The sequence below is a fragment of the Goekera deserti genome (assembly GCF_010685995.1).
GTDB classification, from domain to species: domain Bacteria; phylum Actinomycetota; class Actinomycetes; order Mycobacteriales; family Geodermatophilaceae; genus Goekera; species Goekera deserti.
Genome location: NZ_JAAGWK010000039.1, coordinates 1 through 18,551, shown reverse-complemented (window position 1 = coordinate 18,551; position 18,551 = coordinate 1). Strand labels below are relative to the sequence as shown.

Sequence of the window (18,551 nt, the reverse complement as noted above, 5' to 3'; positions counted from 1 at the left end):
GCAGTCGCCGGACTCGCGGCGCCCTGCTCCTCTCCATGGCGGCCGTCGCCGTGTCGACCGCCGGCTGCAGCGAACAGACACCCGACCACAACGACGCCGCCTACATCCCTGCCAGCCAGTCCGAGATCCCATCGCTGGACGGGACGCAGTCCTACGCCGTTCCCGCCGGCATCAACGCCGTGAACGGCGACCTGGCGCAACGCGGCGTGCAGTGCCCCTCGTTCGACGAACAGGACGCACCGCCCGCCCTCGAGCAGGCGCTGTGCACCACCCAGGACGGCAGGACCGCGATGATCAGCATCTGGCCGTCGGCCGAGGTCCGGGACGACGAGGTGGCCGCCCGGCTGGACGACCCGGACCCGTGCCTCGTCTCCGGTCGCGACGCTGCCGCATGGTCGGTGGACGCCAGTGCCAGTCCGGAACTCTGCCGGCAGGTCGCCATGGCCCTGGGTGGTGTGCTGGTGCAGGCCCCTGCCCCCTGACCAGGAACACCTAAGACCCCTGACCAGCAGGACCTCAGACCCCCAGCACCGCCCAACCCCGCGCCGGCAGCTCCACCGCCGCGCGACCGGTGCCGGCGTCCCGCAGCGTCCCGACACCGGCCAGCACCGCGGTCGCGCCGGCGGCCGGCAGCACGGCGGGTGACTCGTCCAGGGACAACGCGACCAGCAGCCGCTGCCCGTCGGCGGCCGCCTCGTAGACGAACCGGGTGTTCGTCAGGTGCACCCGGCTGGTGCGGGCGCGGTGCAGCCAGGGGTGCCGGCGGCGCAGGCCGATCAGCTCCTGGTGCAGCGCCTGGGTGCCCGCGCCCAGCGGCGACAGCTCCGCGGGACCCGCCGGGAACGCGGGCCGCACCGCGTCGTCCCCGCCGGCCCGGTCCTCCTTGACGCCGCGGAAGGCCTGCTCGTCACCGGCGTAGACCGACGGCGTACCGCCGGTGGTGAACAGCACGACGACGGCGTGCGGCAGCCGGCCCAGGTCGTCCAGCCGGCTGGCGATCCGGGTGACGTCGTGGTTGCCGACGAAGGTCAGCGGCACGAACGACCCCAGGAACCCGTCGTGCCGGTCCAGCGCGTGCGCCAGCTCGAACAGGTTCGCCTGCTCCAGCGAGCTCCACACCGCCTTCCACAGCTCGTACTGCGTGACCGCGTCCATCCCCGACTCCGCCACGATCCGGGCGTAGTCGCCGTGGATCACCTCCCCCACCACGTACGCCTCCGGGTGCGCCGCCCGTACCCGGGGCAGCACCTGCGCCCAGAACGACGTCGGGACGGCGTACGCCGCGTCCAGCCGCCAGCCGTCGGCACCCCGGTCCAGCCAGTGCGTCATCACCTGCGCCACGTGGTCGACGACCGCGGGCTGCCCGTGGTCCAGGGCCACCAGCGCGCCGTGCCCCTCGAACACGTCGGCGTCCGGCTGCACCCCCGGCCGCCACTCCCCCGCCGGCCAGCGCAGCCGGAACCACGACGCGGTCGGCGCGCCCGGCCCCTGCTCCAGGACGGCGGCGAACGCGGGGTGGGAACGGCCGACGTGGTGGAAGACGCCGTCCATCAGCACCCGCAGCCCGCGGTCGTGGGCGGCCCGCAGCAGGGCGTCGAGGTCGTCGCCGTCACCCAGCCGCGGGTCGACGCGCAGGTGGTCGACGGTGTCGTAGCCGTGGGTCTCCGACGCGAACACCGGCCCGAGTGCGATCCCCGAGCAGCCCAGCTCGACGACGTGGTCCAGCCAGCCCTCGACGTGCCGCAGCCGGTGCACCAGCTCGCCGTCCGCGGCGGGCGGCGCACCGGTGAACTGCAGCGGCTGCAGCTGCCACCACACGACGTGCTCGACCCAGTCCGGCATGTGCCACCTCTCCCGCCCCGGCGTCCACCACGGCCGGGACGACGCTACGGACCCCGCGCCCGGACCGCCCGGTCGCCCGCGCGGTGGACGTAGCGCGGACGTTGCAGGACGCTTCCCATCACGTGCGGCCCGCCCTACCGTGACGGACCCGTGCGCATGCGTCCCCCGGGTGAGCCGGCGTCCGATCTCGACGAGGAGGGACCCGTGACCACCACGGCTGGACCGCGCGTGACCGCCCCTCGTCCCGCCACGATGGCCATCGTGGCGGGGAGGTGATGTCGATCCTGGCGGCAGCGGCGGCAGCGGTGGGCGGTGCCGGCGTCGTCGGCCGGGAGCGGGAGGTCGAGCTGCTGACGGCGGCCCTCGACTGCGGCGCGCACGTGCTGCTGGAGGGCCCGCCCGGCACCGGCAAGACGACGCTGCTGCGCTCGGTCGCCGAGGCACAGTCCGCCGCGTTCGTCTTCGTCGAGGGCAACGCCGAGCTCACCCCGGGCCGGCTGGTCGGCCACTTCGACCCCTCCCAGGTGCTCAGCGACGGCTACTCCGCCGGCACGTTCGTCGACGGCCCGCTCGTGCAGGCGCTGCGCTCCGGCGCGCTGCTGTACGTGGAGGAGGTCAACCGCGTCCCCGAGGAGACGCTGAACGTGCTGATCACGGTGATGAGCGAGGCCGAGCTGCACGTGCCGCGCCTCGGCCGGGTGCGCGCCGAGCCGGGGTTCCGGCTGGTCGCGGCCATGAACCCGTACGACGCCGTGGGCACCGCGCGCATCTCCGCCGCCGTCTACGACCGGGTCTGCCGGCTCACCATGGGCTACCAGAGCGCCGCCGACGAGGCCGACATCGTCGTCCTGCGGGCGCCGGAGGTGCCGGCCGACTGGCGCGCCCAGGTGGTCGACCTCGTGCGGCGCACCCGCGCGCACCCCGACGTGCGCGTCGGGTCGTCGGTGCGCGGCGCGATCGACCTGACCCGGCTCACGGTGTCGCTGGCCCGCTCCCGGCGGACCCCGGTGACCGACTGGCACACCGGCCTGGACGCCGCCCAGGTGGCGCTGTCCGGCCGGGTGCGGCTGCACGAGTCCTGCGCCCGGCCGGCCGAGGACGTCGTCCGGGAGCTGTACGAGGCGGTGTTCGGCGCCGAGCCCACCCCGGACGCCGACGACGACGCCGGGGACGGTGGTGCGCCGGGGGGAGCCTGAGCCCGCCGGGTGCGGGCGAGGAGCCCCCGGGCCCACCGGAGCGGCGGCGGGGCCGGCAGCAGCGCACCACCCCGCGGGCGCAGCTGGCCCGGCACGCCAGCTTCGAGGACGTCTCCCCCGAGGTCGGCGTGCTCGACGAGGACGCCTTCGACGCCGCACTCGCCGCCGACCCGGACGCGGCCCTGGCGATGCTGGCCGACATGGCCATCGCCACCGACGAGCGGCTGCGGGCCGCCGCCCGCCGGCTCGCCGCGCGGATCGTGCTCGACCTGGCCCGCAGGGGCACGGCCCTGGGCCGCGGCATCGGCAGGCTCCGCGCGGTGCCGGCCAGCACGGGCGGCGACCTGGACGTCGACGCCTCGCTGGACGCCGTGCTCGCCGGCCGCGCCGAGCGCCGCCCGCCGGACGCCGACGAGCTGGTCGCCCGGCAGTGGGCCCGCCCCGAACTGGCGCTGTGCCTGGTGGTCGACCGCTCGGGCTCGATGGGCGGTGAGCGGCTGGCCGCGGCCGCGCTGACCGCAAGCGCCTGCGCGTTCCGCGCCCCGGGCGACCACGCGGTGCTGGTCTTCGCCGGCGAGGTCGAGGTGCTGCGGCCGATGGACTCCGCCCGCCCCGCTGCCGCCGTCGTCGACTCGATCCTGGCGCTGCGGGGACATGGCACGACCGCGCTCACCGACGCCCTGTGCGCCGCGGCCGCGCAGCTGGAGCGCACCCGGGCCGCGCGCCGCGTCGTCGTCCTGCTGTCGGACTGCCGCACCACCGACGAGCTCGACCCGGTGCTGATCGCCCGGCGGCTGCCGGAGCTGGTGGTGCTGGCGCCCGCCGGGGACACCGAGCAGGCCGAGGACCTGGCCCGCCGCAGCGGCGCCCGCTGGGCCGCCCTCACCGGTGCCGCCGACGCCCCGGCCGCCCTCGCCGCCCTCCTGGGCTGACCCTCTCCACCGCTCCCACCGACCCGCCCGCGGGACCCAGCGTCGGCGGCGGAATGCCGGGGCGGGCGGGGCCGCTGTAGGGGGCGTGAGCGAGCAGCCCGTGGCCCGGCCGAACCCCGTCCAGTGGCTCTGGTACGCCATGGGCGGCGGGCTCCCCCGTGAGCTGAGCGCGTGGGTGCTGCACGACACCACCACCCGCACGTGGGGGCTGCGGCACATCGTCCGGGCGCTGGTGCAACTGGCCGTGCCGATCGCGGTGGTGCTGCTCGTCGTCCCCGGACCGTTCTGGATCCGGGCGATGGCCGCGCTCGGCGGCCTGATCATGGGGCTGATCTTCTCCATCGCCTACATGCCGGAGACCACCGAGCACCGCGTGGTAAAGGCCGGCTACCCCGCCGGCACCGCCGAGCGCGCGCACGCCGAGGCGTCCCGGCTGCGCGAGCAGGAGGACTCCCGGGCCCGCCGCGCCGCCGCCGCCCGGCGCGCCGAGCGCTACCGCGCCCGCAACAGCTGACCGGGACCCCGCGTCAGGACAGCAGGCGCCCGGCCGGCAGGCACCCGGACCAGCAGCGTCAGGACAGCAGCGTGGCGAACGCGGCGTCCAGGACGTCGAGCGCCTCGGTGAGCAGGTCCTCACCGATGACCAGCGGCGGCAGGAAGCGCAGCACGTTGCCGTAGCTGCCGGCGGTCAGCACGATGACACCCTGCGCGTGGCACGCCCGGGCGATCGCGCCGGCGAGCACCGGGTCGGGCTCGACACCGCCGGGCTGCACCAGCTCCAGGGCCAGCATCGCGCCGCGGCCCCGCACGTCACCGACCTGCGGGTACCGGGCGGCCAGCGCCTGCAGCCGGGGCAGCATGACGGCCTCGATGCGGCGCGCGGCACCGCTGAGGTCCTCGGCCCGCATGGTCTCGATGGCGCCGACCGCCGCGGCGCAGGCCACCGGGTTGCCCCCGTACGTGCCGCCCAGGCCGCCGGGGTGCACGGCGTCCATGATCTCCGCGCGGCCGGTCACCGCGGCCAGCGGCAGCCCGCCGGCCATGCCCTTGGCGGTGGTGACCAGGTCGGGCACCACTCCCTCGGCGTCGCAGGCGAACCAGTCGCCGGTGCGGCAGAAGCCGGTCTGGATCTCGTCGGCGATGAACACCACGCCGTGCGCGGCGCACCAGTCGGCCAGGGCCCGCAGGAACCCCGGCGCCGGGACGACGAACCCGCCCTCCCCCTGCACCGGCTCCACCAGCACCGCCGCGGTGTTGCCCGCGCCCACCTGCACCTCGACCTGCGTGAGGGCCCGGGCAGCGGCCTCGGCCCCGGAGAGGCCGTCCCGGAAGGGGTAGCTCATCGGCACCCGGTACACCTCGCCGGCGAACGGGCCGAAGCGGTGCTTGTAGGGCATCGACTTGGCCGTCAGCGCCATCGTGAGGTTCGTGCGGCCGTGGTAGGCGTGGTCGAACACGACCACCGCCTGCCGGCCGGTGGCGTGCCGGGCGATCTTCACCGCGTTCTCCACGGCCTCCGAGCCGGAGTTGAACAGCGCGCTCTTCTTCGCGTGCGTGCCGGGCGTCAGCTCCGCCAGCGCCTCGCAGACGGCGACGTAGCCCTCGTAGGGCGTGACCATGAAGCAGGTGTGGGTGAACGCCGCCACCTGCTGCTGCACGGCCTCCACCACGCGCGGCGCGGCGTTGCCCACGCTCACCACCGCGATGCCCGACCCCAGGTCGATCAGCGAGTTGCCGTCGACGTCGACGACCACCCCGCCGCCGGCCCGCTCGACGAAGACCGGCAGCGTGGTGCCCACCCCGGCGGAGACGGTCGCCGCGCGGCGGGCGGCCAGCTCACGCGAGCGCGGGCCGGGCACCTCGGTGACCAGCCGCCTGACCTGCTCCACCGCACCGGCGTGCAGCACACCCGTCATGACCGTCTCCTCGCTCGCACCGACCCGTGCGGGCCAGTGTGCCGCGCGGAGCGGGTGCCCGACAGCGGGCACCCGCTCCGTGCGGGCGGGTCAGCCGCCGAGGGTGGTGAGGTCCAGCGGGTTCGGCGGCGCCTCGATGGTCTGCTGCTCGCCGAAGCCGCTGAACATCACCGTGCCGGCTTCGTCGCCGGTGCTCTCCAGCTCCAGCGGGTACGGCTCGCCCTCGGCCGCCACCCGGAGGACGCTGCCGTCGTCCTCGGTGACCTCGACCACCGGCGTGCCCTCGACCTCGGCAGTGGTGACCTCGTCGGACACCACACCCGTGGGGTTGCGCAGCTCGTCGATGAAGCCGGCGAGGGAGAGGTCCTCGAACCCGGCAGCGGCCTCGGGCGGGAGGACCACCCAGACCCCGTCGAGCTGGGGCAGCACCTCGGCCGGGACACCGGAGGACTGCCAGAACGACGCCGGGGCCTTGATGTAGGCGGCGCCGGCCAGGCTGACCAGCTCGATGACGTCGCCACCGATGGTGACCGTGCCCGCGGTGTCGTCGCCCTGGAGCTGGAGGTCGATGTCACCGGCCTGCCCGGCGGTGGTGGTGCTGCCCATCACGCGTACCGAGCCCGCGGTCTCCAGGGCGTCGGCGGCCGCGTCGACGACCTCGGGGCCGGTCTGGTCGGCGAGGCCGTTGCCGGAGTCGCTGCTGGACGGTGCGGCGCTCTCGGCCTCGCCGTCCGTGGACGACCCGCCGCAGCCGGCGAGCAGGACCGCCGCCAGGCCGCCGACGACGAGGTGCTTGATGCGCATGGGACTCCGTTCACAGGGGACGCCCCGCCGCGGCCTCGGCCGCCGGCGGGTCAGGTCCCCCGAGACTCCCACAGGCTCCCCGGCGGGAGCGCGGGCAACGCCGGGAGCCCGGGCTCGGGCAGGTCACCCCCGGCGTGCGGCACGGCGGGCGGGCAGCGCCGCCCGGGCCGGGTCCAGCGGCACCGCGCTGCTCAGCACGGCCGGGCCCAGCCGCAGCGTGCCGTCCGTGAGCGGGGCGCAGCGCACGCCGGCGCGCCCGCGCAGCGCGGCGTGCGCACCGGGGGCGAGCACGACGTCCATCCAGGCGCAGGGCGCGGCGGGACGGCCGCCCTGCAGGAGCACCAGGCCGTCCCCGCTGTCCAGCGCGAACGGCTGCCCGCGCAGCGCCTCCACCTCGGCGCCGCGCAGCACGACGGTGCGGCGCAGCAGCAGCGGGTCGAACGGGCCGGCCCCCAGGTCCGCGGCCACGGCCTCCACCGCCTCGACAGCGAGCACGGTGACCGAGGCGTCCCGGTGCGCGGGCTTCCCGGCGTACCGGTCGCCGACCACGCCGACGCCGGCCCGCACCTGCACCGCGGCGACGCCGGAATCTGTGCCGTACGCCGGGTCCGGCCGGCCGTCGTACCGGTGGGCCGCCGCGACCAGCAGCCCCACCACCTCGACCTCCCGCCGGTGGGTGAGCCCGCTCAGCGGTCGGCCGTCCGGTGGATCGGTCCGCCGACGCCGGTGAGCCGCTCGCCGGTACCGCCCCAGCGGCCGGCGATGATCTCGGCGGCGATGGAGATCGCGGTCTCCTCCGGGGTCCGGGCACCCAGGTCCAGCCCGATCGGCGAGGACAGCCGGCCCAGCTCGGCGGGGGTCATGCCCGCCTCGGCCAGCCGGGCCAGCCGCTCGTCGTGGGTGCGCCGGGAGCCCATCGCCCCCACGTAGGCCACCGGCACCCGCAGCGCCACCTCCAGCAGCGGGACGTCGAACTTCGGGTCGTGGGTGAGCACGCACAGCACGGTGCGCTCGTCGACGCGGCCGGCGTCCACCTCGGCCCGCAGGTAGCGGTGCGGCCACTCCACGACGACCTCGTGGGCGTCGGGGAACCGCCGGGCGGTGGCGAACACCGGGCGCGCGTCGCAGACGGTGACGGTGTAGCCGAGGAAGGCCCCGACCCGGGCGCAGGCGGCGGCGAAGTCGATGGCGCCGAAGACGATCATCCGGGCCCGCGGCGCGAAGGAGGAGACGAACAGGGTGAGCTCGTCACCGCGCCGCTCGCCGTCGTGGCCGTAGGTGAGCGTGGCGGTGCGCCCGGCGGCCAGCATGCCGCGGGCGTCGTCGGCCACGGCGTCGTCCAGCCGCGCCAGGCCCAGCGAGCCGGAAGTGCGGTCCGGCCAGAGCACCAGCCGTCGGCCGAGCCGGTCCGCCGGACCCCGCACCACCGTGACGACGGCGACCGGCTCACCCCGGCCGACGGACGCCGCGATCTCCCCCAGCTCGGGGAAGGACTCCCGGGACACCGACTCGACGTAGACGTCGAGGACGCCGCCGCAGGTCAGGCCGACGGCGAAGGCGTCGTCGTCGCTCACGCCGTAGCGCTCCAGGGTGGGCTCCCCGGTCTCGACGACGTCCCGGGCCTCCTCGTAGACCGCACCCTCGACGCAGCCGCCGGAGACGCTGCCGACCGCGGTGCCGTCCGGGCCGACCAGCATCGAGGCCCCCGCGGGCCGCGGCGCCGAGCGCCAGGTGGCCACCACGGTGCCCATGCCGACGGTCTCCCCCGCCTGCCACCAGCCCACCAGCTCGTCCAGCACGTCACGCACGGAGCACCTCCTGGTCGACCAACGCTCGGCCCCCTTCAGGGGCCCGCCGCGAGCTTGCGAGTGGTGGGGGGCAAGGGGGTCCTCACGCGCGCGCGATCACCCCGGTGAGCTCCTCGAACGCGGCCAGGCTGTGCCCGGCGACGAAGTGGTCGACCGAGGGCAGCGCGGCCTGCATGCCGCCGGTCAGCGGCTGGTACCCGTCCCGCCCCTTGTGCGGGTTGACCCAGACGACGGCGTGCGCCAGCCGGTGCAGCCGGGTCATCTGCTCGGCCAGCAGTTCGGCTCCCCCGCGCTCCCAGCCGTCGCTGCAGATGACGACGACGGCGCCCCGCGCGGTGCCGCGCCGGCCCCAGCGGTCCAGGAACGCCTGCAGCACCTCACCGAGCCGGGTGCCTCCGGACCAGTCGGGGACGGCGGTGCCGACGGCCGCCAGCGCCCGGTCGGGGTCGCGCAGCCGCAGCTCCCGGGTGAGCCGGGTCAGCCGGGTGCCGACGGTGAACACCTCGGTGCTCGCCGGCCGCGCCCGGACGGCGACGTGCGCGAAGCGCAGCAGCGCGTCGGAGTAGGGGCTCATCGAGCCGGAGACGTCGACCAGCAGCACCACCCGGCGCGGGCGCGGGCGGGGACGGCGGTGTGCCAGCCGGGTCACCTCGCCACCGTCGCGCAGGGCCCGGCGCACGGTGCGTGCCGGGTCGACCCCGCCACGGGCGTCCGGGCGGCGGCGGCGGGACCGGCGCATCGGCGCGGCCGGCACCAGCAGGGCGAACAGCCGGCGCAGCTGGTCGCGCTCGGCGATCGAGAGCTGGCTGACGTCGCGGTGCCGCAGCACCTCGTCGGCGCTGGCCCGGGCAGCGAGGTCCGGGGCGTCGTCGCGCTCCTCACCGGCTCCGGCGTCCACCTGCAGGGGCGCGGACTCGGCCAGCTGCTGCTGCGGGGCCGACGACGTGGCGGGCCTGCGCGGCGCCTCACCGGCGAAGTAGGCGGCGAAGGCGGCGTCGTACCGGTCGAGGTCGTCGGGGCAGGCGCACAGGGTCAGCCGGCCGGCCCAGTAGACCGCGGTGGCGTCCAGCACGTCGAGGTGGCTCGTGGCGGTGAGCATCGCCTCCACCCGGTCCGGTGAGGCGGCCACGCCCGCGTGCCGCAGCGTGCGCGCGAACCCCAGCACCACGTCCACGACGTCCCCCCGGCGCCCCGCGGTGGGGGTGCGGTCGCCGGCGACACGATCGCCACTCCCGGCCCCCTGCAGGGTCCCGCCGCGAGCTCGCTCGTGGTGGGGGGCAGGGGGTCCTTCCTCAGGCGCCACCGAACAGCGCCCCTCGGGCCAGCTGGTGCACCCGCTCGGTGTCCTCCCGGTACTTGAGCACCGCGCCCAGCGTGCGGGCGGCGCGGTCGGGGTCCAGCTCGCGGGCGCCCAGGGTGTGCAGCGCGGTCGCCCAGTCCATCGCCTCGGCGATCCCGGGCGGTTTGAGCAGGTCCAGGCCGCGCAGCCGAGCGGTCGCCCGGGCGACGTCGCGGGCGAGGGTCTCGGTCACCTGCGGCAGCCGGCTGCGCAGGATGGCCACCTCGCGGTCGAAGCCGGGGTGCTCCAGCCAGTGGTAGAGGCAGCGGCGCTTGAGGGCGTCGTGCACCTCGCGGGTGCGGTTGGACGTGAGGATCACCAGCGGCGGGGTGCTCGCGCGGATGGTGCCGAGCTCGGGGACGGAGATGGTGAAGTCGCTGAGCACCTCCAGCAGGAACGCCTCGAACTCGTCGTCGGCCCGGTCGACCTCGTCGACCAGCAGCACCGACGGCGCGTCCTCCAGCGCCTGGAGCAGCGGCCGGGCCAGCAGGAAGCGCCGGTCGTACAGCGAGGCCTCCAGCGCGGCGGTGTCGGTGCCGGCGTGTGCCGCCTCCGCGGCGCGCAGGTGCAGCAGCTGCCGGCCGAAGTCCCAGTCGTAGAGCGCCTGGCTGGCCTCCAGGCCCTCGTAGCACTGCAGCCGGTACAGCGGGCGGCCGGTGAGCTCGGCCAGTGCGTGCGCCAGTGCCGTCTTGCCGACTCCCGCCTCGCCCTCCAGGAACAGCGGCCGGTGCATGACCAGCGCCAGGTAGGCGGCCGTCGCCAGACCCTCGTCCGGCAGGTAGCCGGTGGCGGTCAGCGCCGCCGCCAGCTCGTCCGGACCGCTCGGCAGCGGTGGGTGCTCCCGCGGCGTCCGCACTGTGGTGTCACTCACGACTGGCAGCATCCCACCTGGTCATGCGCCATGCTGTCGCGGGACGTTGCAGCAGGTGGTCGCCGATCACGAGCAGTTCCGTTTGTCGACCCCGGGGCGACGGTAGACCAGCAGTGCGTTGAGACATCAGCGCCGTCCAGCGGCGCAGGTGCTCCCACCCGCTGGTCACCTCGCCCCCCGTGACCCGCGGAGGACATCGTGCTCGCCACCACCCCCGGACCCGTCAGCCCCCGGCGTGCGCCCGCACGCACCCGAGCGGCGCTGCCACTCAGCGATGCCACCCTGCCGGCGATCGCCGCCCGGGTGCCGGTGCCCACCTACGACCGGACCGCGCTGGTGCCCGCCGTGGTGCACATCGGCGTCGGCAGCTTCCACCGCGCCCACCAGGCCCTGTACCTCGACGAGCTCGCCGCCGCCGGGGACACCGGCTGGGGCGTCGTCGGCGTCGGGCTGCGCAGCACCGAGATGGGCGAGGTCCTCAGCGGCCAGGACGGCCTGTACACCCTGGTCGAGCGCGGTCCGGACGGCGAGCGGGCGCGCGTCGTCGGCTCGCTGGTCGACTACCTCCACGCCCCGGAGGACCCGCAGGCGGTGCTCGGCCGGCTGGCCGACCCGCGCACCCGGCTGGTGACGCTCACCGTCACCGGCGGCGGCTACTTCGTCGACGACCAGGGTGCGTTCACCGCCGACGACCCGGACGTGCAGCAGGACCTGGCCGACCCGCAGCGCCCGAGCACCGTGGTCGGGTTCCTGGTCGAGGCGCTGGCCCGCCGCCGCGACACCGGGACCGGCCCGTTCACCGTTCTCAGCTGCGACAACCTGCCCGACAGCGGCCGCAGCGCCCGCACCGCCGTCGTCTCCTTCGCCCGACTGCGCGACGCCGCGCTGGCCGACTGGATCGACACGCACGTCACCTTCCCCAGCAGCATGGTCGACCGGATCACCCCGCAGACCAGCCCGGAGGAGCGGGACGCCTTCGAGCGCACCTACGGCGTCGCCGACCGCTGGCCGGTGCTGAGCGAGCCGTTCCGGCAGTGGGTCGTCGAGGACGACTTCTGTGCCGGGCGCCCGCCGCTGGACCGCGTCGGCGTCCAGTTCGTCGACGACGTCACCCCGCACAAGCGGGTGAAGACCCGGCTGCTCAACGGCGGGCACTGCGCGCTGGGCTACCTGGGCACCCTGGCCGGGCACACCGCCAGCGACGAGGCGACCGCCGACCCGGTGATCGGGGGCTACCTGGAGCGGCTGCTGGTCGAGGAGATCGGGCCGCTGCTGCCGGTCGTGGAGGGCATGGAGCTGCCCGGCTACTGCGACTCGCTGATGGCTCGCTTCGCCAACCCGGCGATCGCCGACCCGCTGGCCCGGCTCTGCCGCCGCGGCTCCACCAAGATGCCGTCCTACCTGCTGCCCTCGCTGCGCGAGGCCCGCGAGCAGGGCCGGCCGCACGGGCTGCTGGTGCTGGCCGTGGCCGCCTGGCTGCGCTACCTGCGCGGCACCGACCTGCAGGGCCGGCCGCTGCAGGTGCAGGACGCGCACGCCGAGCGGCTGGGCGAGCTGGCCCGGCAGGGCGGCGACGACCCGCGACCGCTGCTGGGCGAGCGCAGCGTCTTCGGCCGGCTGGGCGACGACGAGGAGCTCGTCGCCGAGATCGGGGAGACGCTGGCGGCCCTGTCCCGCGACGGGGTGGCCGCGACCGTGGCCGCCTGCCTGATGAACCCCCTGGAGGAGACCCGGTGACCGACCTGGACCTGCCCGCGCTGGGGACGACCACGGTGCTCTGCGACGCCGACGGGAACCTGTTCCCCTCCGAGGAGCCGGCGTTCGTGGCCTCGGCGGGGGTGACCAACGACTTCCTGGAGTCCCTGGGCATCGACCAGCGGTTCACCGCCGAGGAGCTGCGCCTGGCCACCACGGGCAAGAACTTCCGGACGACGGCGGTCGACCTCGCGGTCACCCACGGGGTCGCCCTGGACCCGGCCGTGGCCGCGGGGCACCGGGGCGCGCCCCCGGTGCAGGCACCGGACGGCGACCGCGTGCTCACCGCCGAGGAGCTGGACCGCTGGGTCGCCGAGGAGAAGCGCCAGGTCAGCGCGCACCTGGGCAGCGTGCTGGTGCCCGACCCCGACGTGCTGGAGCCGCTGGGCCGGCTGGCCGCCCGCTACCGGCTGGCCGCGGTCAGCTCCAGCGCCACCGCCCGGCTGGCCGCCTGCTTCACCGCCACCGGCCTGGACCCGCTGATCGCGGCCGAGGTGCGCTTCAGCGCCGAGGACTCGCTGCCCACGCCGACCAGCAAGCCCGACCCGGCCGTCTACCTGTTCGCCTGCGAGCAGCTGGGCGTCGAGCCGGCCGCCGGGCTGGCCGTCGAGGACTCGATCCCCGGTGCCCGGTCCGCGGTCGCGGCGGGCATCCCGACGATCGGCAACCTGCAGTTCGTCGCCCCCGCCGAGCGCGCCGAGCGGGAGAGGCAGCTGCGCGACGTCGGCGTGCTCGCCGTCGTCACCTCCTGGGGCGAGCTGGAGCGTCTGCTGTCCCCCCGCGCAGAGCCGGCCGCCACGGGCTGATCCCACCCCGGCCGCGCGGGGCCCCGCGGGTCGGCTGGACGGGCCGCCCCGCCGGCATGCCCTGACGAACACACGTGCCCACCGGCGCGGCTGGGCGCTGGCGCTCTCCCTGCACGGCGTCGTGCTGGAGTTGCTCGACTCCCCGCAGGGCGACCTCATGGGTGCCGGTGGCGGCCCGCTGGTTCCTCGGCGCCGTCGTCCTACGGGTGCGTCGCCGGGCCGGTCGAGCGGGCTGCGACGTACAGCAGCGCCCGTCCCGAACGAGCCGGGACGAGCGCTGCTGGGGGTCACCGCTGGTGCGGTGCCCGGTGGTACGACGAGATCAGCGACCGACCTTGCCGTCGTTGTCGCGGTCGAGAGCGTCCTTCGCCTTGTCGACGAAGCCACGCTTCTCACCGGTGGTGCCCTGCTGCATGCCCGTGCCCTGGATGCCGTCGGTGTCAACCTGCTCCTTGCGGACGGTCTCGCTGACGGTCTCCTGGTCAGTCACCGTCTGGGTGTCCAGTCGCACGCGCTCGACCGGCACGGCCTCCTTGGCGACCACGGGGCGCTCGGCGTGCAGCGTGACCTCGTGCTCCTCCTCGGAGATGGCCGGGCCGTCGTAGGCCGCACCGCGGTTGGCGTCGGTGATCGGCTCGCGCTCGATCCGCACCTCCTCGCGGGACACCGGCACGGTCTGCGTCACGTTCTCGCTGACCACGTACTTGCGCAGCCGGGCCCGGCCGACCTCGGTCTGCTGCGTGCCGACCTGCAGGCGCTCCTCGGAGAGGGTCATCGCGTCGTCGGTCGTCGGGCCGGACGTGTCGTGGCCCTTGGTGCCGTGCGTGTTCAGGTCGGTGTCCGAGCGGCCGGTGCCCATGCGGTCGGTGTCCGTGCGACCGGAGGAGAACTCCGTCGTCTCGGTGCGACCCGTGGTGCCCATGCCGGCGGTGCCGGTCGTCATCGTGTTCGTCGTGTCGCTGCCCATGCTGTAGTGGCGGTACAGCTGGGTCTCCTCCTCGGGCGACAAGTGGCCCTCGGTGTCGATGCGCGGGGCGTCCTTCACGGCGGCCTTGGACACCGGGACCCGCAGGCCGTCGTCGGTGAGATCGGCGTCGCGGATCGGGACGAACGACTCCTTGGACCCGAACAGACCCGTCTTCACGGTCACCCACTCGGGGTTGCCGGTCTGGTCGTCCAGGAAGACCTCGGAGGCGGTGCCGATCTTGTCACCGTCGTTGTCGTACACGGTGTTGCCGATCACGCGGTTCAGTGAGTCTGTGCCGATCATCGTCATCGTTCCTCTCGCGGTGGGACGTTCGGACTCCGTCATGGGTGTCCACTCCCGGGGCAGCGGAAACAGGGGAGATCACGGCCGATCCGGCTCCGGGCGTGTCTGTGTGCCGCCAGGAGGGCGCCCCAGGTAGCGAACCAGCAGGTCAACCGGCGTGTCATAGAACACAGCCAGTGTGACCGCAGCGTGCTGGACATCTGCTGTCCACCGTCGGTCGGGCGTGTCGCGGCGCGCCGCCGCTGATCCGGCGTCCGGTGTGCCCAGCATGGAGGGATGCCACCCCGCTCGCCGTACGACGACCTGGTCCACCCCCGGACGCAGAAGAAGGCGTCACCGGAGGTGGCCGCCGAGCGTGACCTCGTGGTGGAGGACCCCAGCACGGGCTTCGTGGGCGCCGTGGTGCGCTGCGAGAAGGACGTCGTGCACCTGGAGGACCGGTTCGGCAAGGTGCGCGGCTACCCGCTGGGCCCGGGGTTCTGGGTCGACGGCCGGCCGGTGGTGCTGGTGCGGCCCAAGCAGGCCATCCCGGCCGGGCCGTTGCGCAGCGCCTCCGGGTCGACGTACGTGGCAGGAGGCCGCGCCCGGGTCGCCCGCGCGGGCCGGATCTACGTGGAGGGCAAGCACGACGCCGAGCTGGTGGAGAAGGTCTGGGGCCACGACCTGCGCGTGGAGGGCGTCGTCGTGGAGCCGCTGCACGGCGTGGACGACCTGCCCTCGATCGTGCGCGACTTCCGGCCGGCCGCGAACCGGCGCCTGGGTGTGCTCGTCGACCACCTGGTCACCGGGTCCAAGGAGACCCGGATCGCCCAGGACGTCATGCGCTCCGGGGCGGGCGGGCAGCACGCACTCGTGGTCGGCCACCCGTTCGTCGACATCTGGCAGGCCGTGAAGCCGGCCGTCGTCGGCATCCGCGAATGGCCGACCGTCCCGAAGGGCCGGCCGTGGAAGGAGGGCGTCTGCGCCGCGCTGGGTTGGGAGGACGACACCGGCTACGTCTGGGCGCAGCGCATCCTCGCCCGGGTGCGCACCTGGACCGATCTGGAGCCACTGCTCATCGGCCGGGTCGAGGAGCTCATCGACTTCGTCACCGAGGACGCCTGAACGACCCCACCCTCCGCGCGGCTCGCAGCGATGTCCTTGACGGAACCCGTCAGCACCGCCATTGTGTCAATCAACTGAGTCATTGACACGACGGACGGACGACTGATGGCACTGCTCCCACTCTTCGTCCTGCTGCTCCTCGCCGTCGCAGTCGGGGTGGGGGCCAGCGCCGTCCGCGGGGCACCGCCGAGTGCGGAGCTCGCCGTCGCTGCCGCGCGCCAGCATGCCCGGTGGACGGCGGCCGCCGCCGCCCTGTTCGGCGTCGCCGCGGCGGTGGGCACCGCGGCGGTCGGTACGGCGAACGACTCGTTCGGCCCGGCCAGCGACGGCGTGACCGCGCTGCTCGTCCCGGTCGCCTTCGGCCTGGTGCACACGACGGTGCTGGCGATCGGCGAGCTGACCTGGCCCCGACCGGTCGGCCAGGTGCGCCACGCGCAGCTCGTCCGGCGCGGGCTGCTGGACGCTGCACCCCGCAGGCTGGTGCGGGCAGGCACGGCGACCGTGCCCTTCGCGGCGCTCGTGCTCGGGGCCGGTGCGCTGCTGGCCGACGCGGACGGGCGGACCTTCTCGGTGACGGCCGCCGGCGGGGCTGTGGGCGGGGCCGCCAGCCCGTTCGCGGGCGCCGACTACAGCACGCCGGCGGCCCTCGGACTGCTCGCGCTCGCGATGGCCGCACTCGTCACGCTGCGCATCGTGGCCGAGCGTCCCGCGGTGTCCACCGGAGACGACCGCATCGAGGCGGCGCTGCGCGCCGCGTCCGCGCACCGAGTGCTCCGCGGCGCGGTCGGCAGTGCCCTGATCGTGGTCGGCGGGCTGCTCGCGGTCAGCGGGCTGGCGCTGCGCAACGCCTCGACCGGGGCCGGCGACACGGCGCGGGCCTACGGTCTGGACGTCGGCGTGCTCACCGGGGCGCTGCCGGTGACCGGCGCCGTCCTCGGCGTCCTGGGACTGGCGCTGGCGCTGGCGGGTCTGGTGCTGTGCGCGTGGTGCGCTCCCGCCGTGCCGGCCGACCGGCAGCCCGCGCTCGGCGCGTGACCGTCCCGCCTCGGCTGGACGTGTCCGTCGACGTCACCGGACCGGTGCCGCCCTTCGAGCAGATCCGCAGCCAGATCGCGGCCTACGTGGACAGCGGGTTGCTGCCGGCCGGCTCGCGGCTGCCCACGCTGCGGGCGCTGGCCGCCGACCTCGGCGTCGCCGTGGGCACGGTCGCCCGGGCTTACACCGAGCTGGAAGCCGCCGGCATGGTGTCCAGCCGTCGACGCACCGGCACCGTAGTCCTCGGGCCGCAGGTGGACCGCTCCCCGACCACGGCGACCCCGCCCGGGTACGACCGGGTGCTCGCGGCAGCCGCCCAGCTGGCCCGGGTGGCGGCCGACGTCGGCGTGGACGACGAGACGGTGCTCGCCGTGGTCCGCGCCGCCCTGCTCACCTCGTCGCACCGCACCGCCGGCAACCGCTGACCCGGTGCCGCGGCCGGCGACGTCCTCCCCAGGAGAGTCGGTCCTCCTGCAGCAGTGCTGCCGCAGGAGGACGGACTCCCGTGCACCCCCTGATCAACGCTGCGACCAGCCGGGGCCCCGTGCTCAGCCAGGGATGTAGTTGAAGGTGTCCGGGTCCGGGCCGGTGCGCTCGTCACGGTTCAGCGCGTCGATCGAGGCGACGTCGCCCTGGCCCAGCTCGAAGTCGAAGATCGCGAAGTTCTCCTCGATCCGGCTGCGGGTGACCGACTTCGGGAACACCACGTCGCCGCGCTGCACGTGCCAGCGGAGCACGACCTGGGCCGGAGTGCGGCCCACCCGCTGGGCGATCTCCACCAGGGCCGGGTCGTCCAGCACCTTGCCCTGCGCGATCGGCGACCACGCCTCGGTGACGATCTGGTGCTCGGCACCGAACGAGCGCAGCGGCTCCTGGGTCAGGTACGGGTGTACCTCGATCTGGTTGACCGCCGGGCGCACCGTGGTCTCCTCGTGCAGCCGCTTGAGGTGGTGCTCGGTGAAGTTGGACACGCCGATGGCCCGGCAGCGACCGCTGGAGTAGATCTCCTCCATGGCCTTCCAGGTCTCGACGTAGCTGACCTCGATGCCGGGCAGCGGCCAGTGCACCAGGAACAGGTCGAGGGTGTCGAAGCCCAGGTCGGCCAGGGTCTGGTCGAAGGCCCGCAGCGCGGCGTCGCGGGCGTGGAAGCCGTTGTTCAGCTTGCTGGTCACGAAGACCTCGTCGCGCGGGAGCCCGGAACGCCGGACGGCCTCGCCGACCTCCTTCTCGTTCCCGTACATCTCCGCGGTGTCGATGTGCCGGTAACCGACCTCGAGGGCGGTGGTGACCGCCTCGACGCAGTCCGCCGGGTCGATCTGGTAGACGCCGAACCCGAGCTGCGGGATCTCGACGCCGTTGTTCAGGGCGATGGTGGGGACAGAGCTCACCAGGGGGTCCTCCTGTGGTCGTGGGGCGGATCTCGCCCGGGGGGGACCGTCACGGGGGCGGTCGACCTCGCACCCGGCCCTACCCACCGCCCCGGCCCGGACACCTGGCCTCCCCACGACGGCATCGGGCGGCCCGCGGTCGTCCGCGAGCCGCCCGGACCTGCCGGTCGTGCCCTGCCCTGTCGTGCCCTGCCCTGCCCTGCCGTGCCGTGCCGTGTCGTTCCGTGTCGTTCAGTAGGTGAAGCGGGCCACCGAGCCGCGCAGGTCACTGGCCATCCGGGACAGCTCGTCCACCGCGACCCGGGTCTGGGTCAGCGCCTGCGTGGTCGAGGTGGCGGCGGCGGAGACGCCGGTGATGTTGACCGCGATCTCCCCGGTGCCGGCCGAGGCCTCCTGCACCGACCGGCTCATCTCGTTGGTCGTGGCCGTCTGCTCCTCCACCGCACTGGCGATGGTCAACTGGTAGTCGTTGATCGACCCGATGA

General features: G+C 75.0%; 18 protein-coding genes and 1 pseudogene. 9 read left to right on the top strand and 10 right to left on the bottom strand.

Annotated features, from left to right (window positions below):
- The first annotated feature begins 35 nt into the window (after positions 1-35).
- Positions 36-482, top strand: coding sequence for an SRPBCC family protein (locus G1H19_RS22020; protein WP_163638875.1), 447 nt, complete (start codon positions 36-38; stop codon positions 480-482).
- A 34-nt stretch (positions 483-516) separates the two neighbouring features.
- On the opposite strand, the gene G1H19_RS22015 is transcribed toward G1H19_RS22020, so the two are convergent.
- Positions 517-1,842 (bottom strand): alpha-amylase family glycosyl hydrolase, encoded by a 1,326-nt coding sequence (locus G1H19_RS22015; RefSeq protein WP_152730369.1) that lies wholly within the window; start codon positions 1,840-1,842, stop codon positions 517-519.
- A 275-nt stretch (positions 1,843-2,117) separates the two neighbouring features.
- Between G1H19_RS22015 and G1H19_RS22010 the strand changes: the two genes are divergently transcribed.
- From G1H19_RS22010 to G1H19_RS22000, 3 genes are all read left to right on the top strand, one after another.
- Positions 2,118-3,038 carry an AAA family ATPase gene (locus G1H19_RS22010; RefSeq protein WP_152730370.1) on the top strand — a complete coding sequence of 307 codons (921 nt, stop codon included), beginning with the start codon at positions 2,118-2,120 and terminating at the stop codon, positions 3,036-3,038.
- A 128-nt stretch (positions 3,039-3,166) separates the two neighbouring features.
- Positions 3,167-3,970 carry a VWA domain-containing protein gene (locus G1H19_RS22005; protein ID WP_202925962.1) on the top strand — a complete coding sequence of 268 codons (804 nt, stop codon included), beginning with the start codon at positions 3,167-3,169 and terminating at the stop codon, positions 3,968-3,970.
- Between the two features lie 85 nt (positions 3,971-4,055).
- On the top strand, positions 4,056-4,484 hold the full coding sequence (locus tag G1H19_RS22000) for a DUF5313 family protein (RefSeq protein ID WP_235928212.1): 429 nt from the start codon (positions 4,056-4,058) through the stop codon (positions 4,482-4,484).
- Positions 4,485-4,542: 58 nt separating this feature from the next.
- Here the strand turns inward: G1H19_RS22000 and gabT are convergent, their stop codons facing one another.
- The 6 genes from gabT to G1H19_RS21970 form a co-directional block, all read right to left on the bottom strand.
- Positions 4,543-5,886, bottom strand: coding sequence for a 4-aminobutyrate--2-oxoglutarate transaminase (gene gabT, locus G1H19_RS21995; RefSeq protein WP_152730371.1), 1,344 nt, complete (start codon positions 5,884-5,886; stop codon positions 4,543-4,545).
- A gap of 90 nt (positions 5,887-5,976) precedes the next feature.
- Positions 5,977-6,690 carry a hypothetical protein gene (locus tag G1H19_RS21990; protein WP_152730372.1) on the bottom strand — a complete coding sequence of 238 codons (714 nt, stop codon included), beginning with the start codon at positions 6,688-6,690 and terminating at the stop codon, positions 5,977-5,979.
- A gap of 123 nt (positions 6,691-6,813) precedes the next feature.
- On the bottom strand, positions 6,814-7,344 hold the full coding sequence (locus tag G1H19_RS21985; RefSeq protein WP_235928488.1) for a molybdenum cofactor biosysynthesis protein: 531 nt from the start codon (positions 7,342-7,344) through the stop codon (positions 6,814-6,816).
- A gap of 32 nt (positions 7,345-7,376) precedes the next feature.
- The gene (locus G1H19_RS21980; RefSeq protein ID WP_162393674.1) at positions 7,377-8,498 is read right to left on the bottom strand and encodes an XdhC family protein; all 1,122 of its coding nucleotides are present in this window, start codon (positions 8,496-8,498) and stop codon (positions 7,377-7,379) included.
- Positions 8,499-8,580: 82 nt separating this feature from the next.
- Positions 8,581-9,672, bottom strand: a complete 1,092-nt coding sequence (locus G1H19_RS21975) for a vWA domain-containing protein (protein ID WP_235928490.1) — start codon at positions 9,670-9,672, stop codon at positions 8,581-8,583.
- A 118-nt stretch (positions 9,673-9,790) separates the two neighbouring features.
- Positions 9,791-10,708, bottom strand: coding sequence for an AAA family ATPase (locus G1H19_RS21970; RefSeq protein ID WP_235928492.1), 918 nt, complete (start codon positions 10,706-10,708; stop codon positions 9,791-9,793).
- Positions 10,709-10,906: 198 nt separating this feature from the next.
- Between G1H19_RS21970 and G1H19_RS21965 the strand changes: the two genes are divergently transcribed.
- Positions 10,907-12,445, top strand: coding sequence for a mannitol dehydrogenase family protein (locus G1H19_RS21965; protein WP_162393675.1), 1,539 nt, complete (start codon positions 10,907-10,909; stop codon positions 12,443-12,445).
- Entirely contained in the window at positions 12,442-13,269 is an 828-nt protein-coding gene (locus tag G1H19_RS21960) for an HAD family hydrolase (protein WP_162393676.1), read from the top strand. The genes G1H19_RS21965 and G1H19_RS21960 overlap by 4 nt, the downstream gene beginning before the upstream one ends.
- A gap of 322 nt (positions 13,270-13,591) precedes the next feature.
- Here the strand turns inward: G1H19_RS21960 and G1H19_RS21955 are convergent, their stop codons facing one another.
- Positions 13,592-14,539 carry a DUF2382 domain-containing protein gene (locus tag G1H19_RS21955; protein ID WP_152730373.1) on the bottom strand — a complete coding sequence of 316 codons (948 nt, stop codon included), beginning with the start codon at positions 14,537-14,539 and terminating at the stop codon, positions 13,592-13,594.
- A 276-nt stretch (positions 14,540-14,815) separates the two neighbouring features.
- Between G1H19_RS21955 and G1H19_RS21950 the strand changes: the two genes are divergently transcribed.
- From G1H19_RS21950 to G1H19_RS21940, 3 genes are all read left to right on the top strand, one after another.
- A complete protein-coding gene (locus tag G1H19_RS21950; RefSeq protein WP_152730374.1) occupies positions 14,816-15,643 on the top strand; it encodes a DUF3097 domain-containing protein in 828 nt (275 codons plus the stop codon).
- Positions 15,644-15,748: 105 nt separating this feature from the next.
- Positions 15,749-16,678, top strand: a complete 930-nt coding sequence (locus G1H19_RS21945; protein WP_152730375.1) for a hypothetical protein — start codon at positions 15,749-15,751, stop codon at positions 16,676-16,678.
- Complete coding sequence (locus G1H19_RS21940) at positions 16,675-17,103, top strand: GntR family transcriptional regulator (protein WP_217269549.1); 429 nt, start codon at positions 16,675-16,677, stop codon at positions 17,101-17,103. The genes G1H19_RS21945 and G1H19_RS21940 overlap by 4 nt, the downstream gene beginning before the upstream one ends.
- 123 nt (positions 17,104-17,226) lie before the next feature.
- On the opposite strand, the gene G1H19_RS21935 is transcribed toward G1H19_RS21940, so the two are convergent.
- Together G1H19_RS21935 and G1H19_RS21930 are read right to left on the bottom strand one after the other, a co-directional pair.
- Positions 17,227-18,066, bottom strand: coding sequence for an aldo/keto reductase (locus tag G1H19_RS21935; RefSeq protein WP_162393677.1), 840 nt, complete (start codon positions 18,064-18,066; stop codon positions 17,227-17,229).
- A 231-nt stretch (positions 18,067-18,297) separates the two neighbouring features.
- Positions 18,298-18,551: pseudogene (locus tag G1H19_RS21930) on the bottom strand (methyl-accepting chemotaxis protein); the annotation flags it as partial.

Coding starts and splice junctions, on each gene's coding strand:
- G1H19_RS22015 (WP_152730369.1), bottom strand. CDS start 1,842: ATGCCGGACTGGGTCGAGCACGTCGTGTGGTGGCAGCTGCAGCCGCTG.
- G1H19_RS22020 (WP_163638875.1), top strand. CDS start 36: ATGGCGGCCGTCGCCGTGTCGACCGCCGGCTGCAGCGAACAGACACCC.
- G1H19_RS21950 (WP_152730374.1), top strand. CDS start 14,816: ATGCCACCCCGCTCGCCGTACGACGACCTGGTCCACCCCCGGACGCAG.
- G1H19_RS22010 (WP_152730370.1), top strand. CDS start 2,118: ATGTCGATCCTGGCGGCAGCGGCGGCAGCGGTGGGCGGTGCCGGCGTC.
- G1H19_RS21945 (WP_152730375.1), top strand. CDS start 15,749: ATGGCACTGCTCCCACTCTTCGTCCTGCTGCTCCTCGCCGTCGCAGTC.
- gabT (WP_152730371.1), bottom strand. CDS start 5,886: ATGACGGGTGTGCTGCACGCCGGTGCGGTGGAGCAGGTCAGGCGGCTG.
- G1H19_RS21990 (WP_152730372.1), bottom strand. CDS start 6,690: ATGCGCATCAAGCACCTCGTCGTCGGCGGCCTGGCGGCGGTCCTGCTC.
- G1H19_RS21955 (WP_152730373.1), bottom strand. CDS start 14,539: ATGATCGGCACAGACTCACTGAACCGCGTGATCGGCAACACCGTGTAC.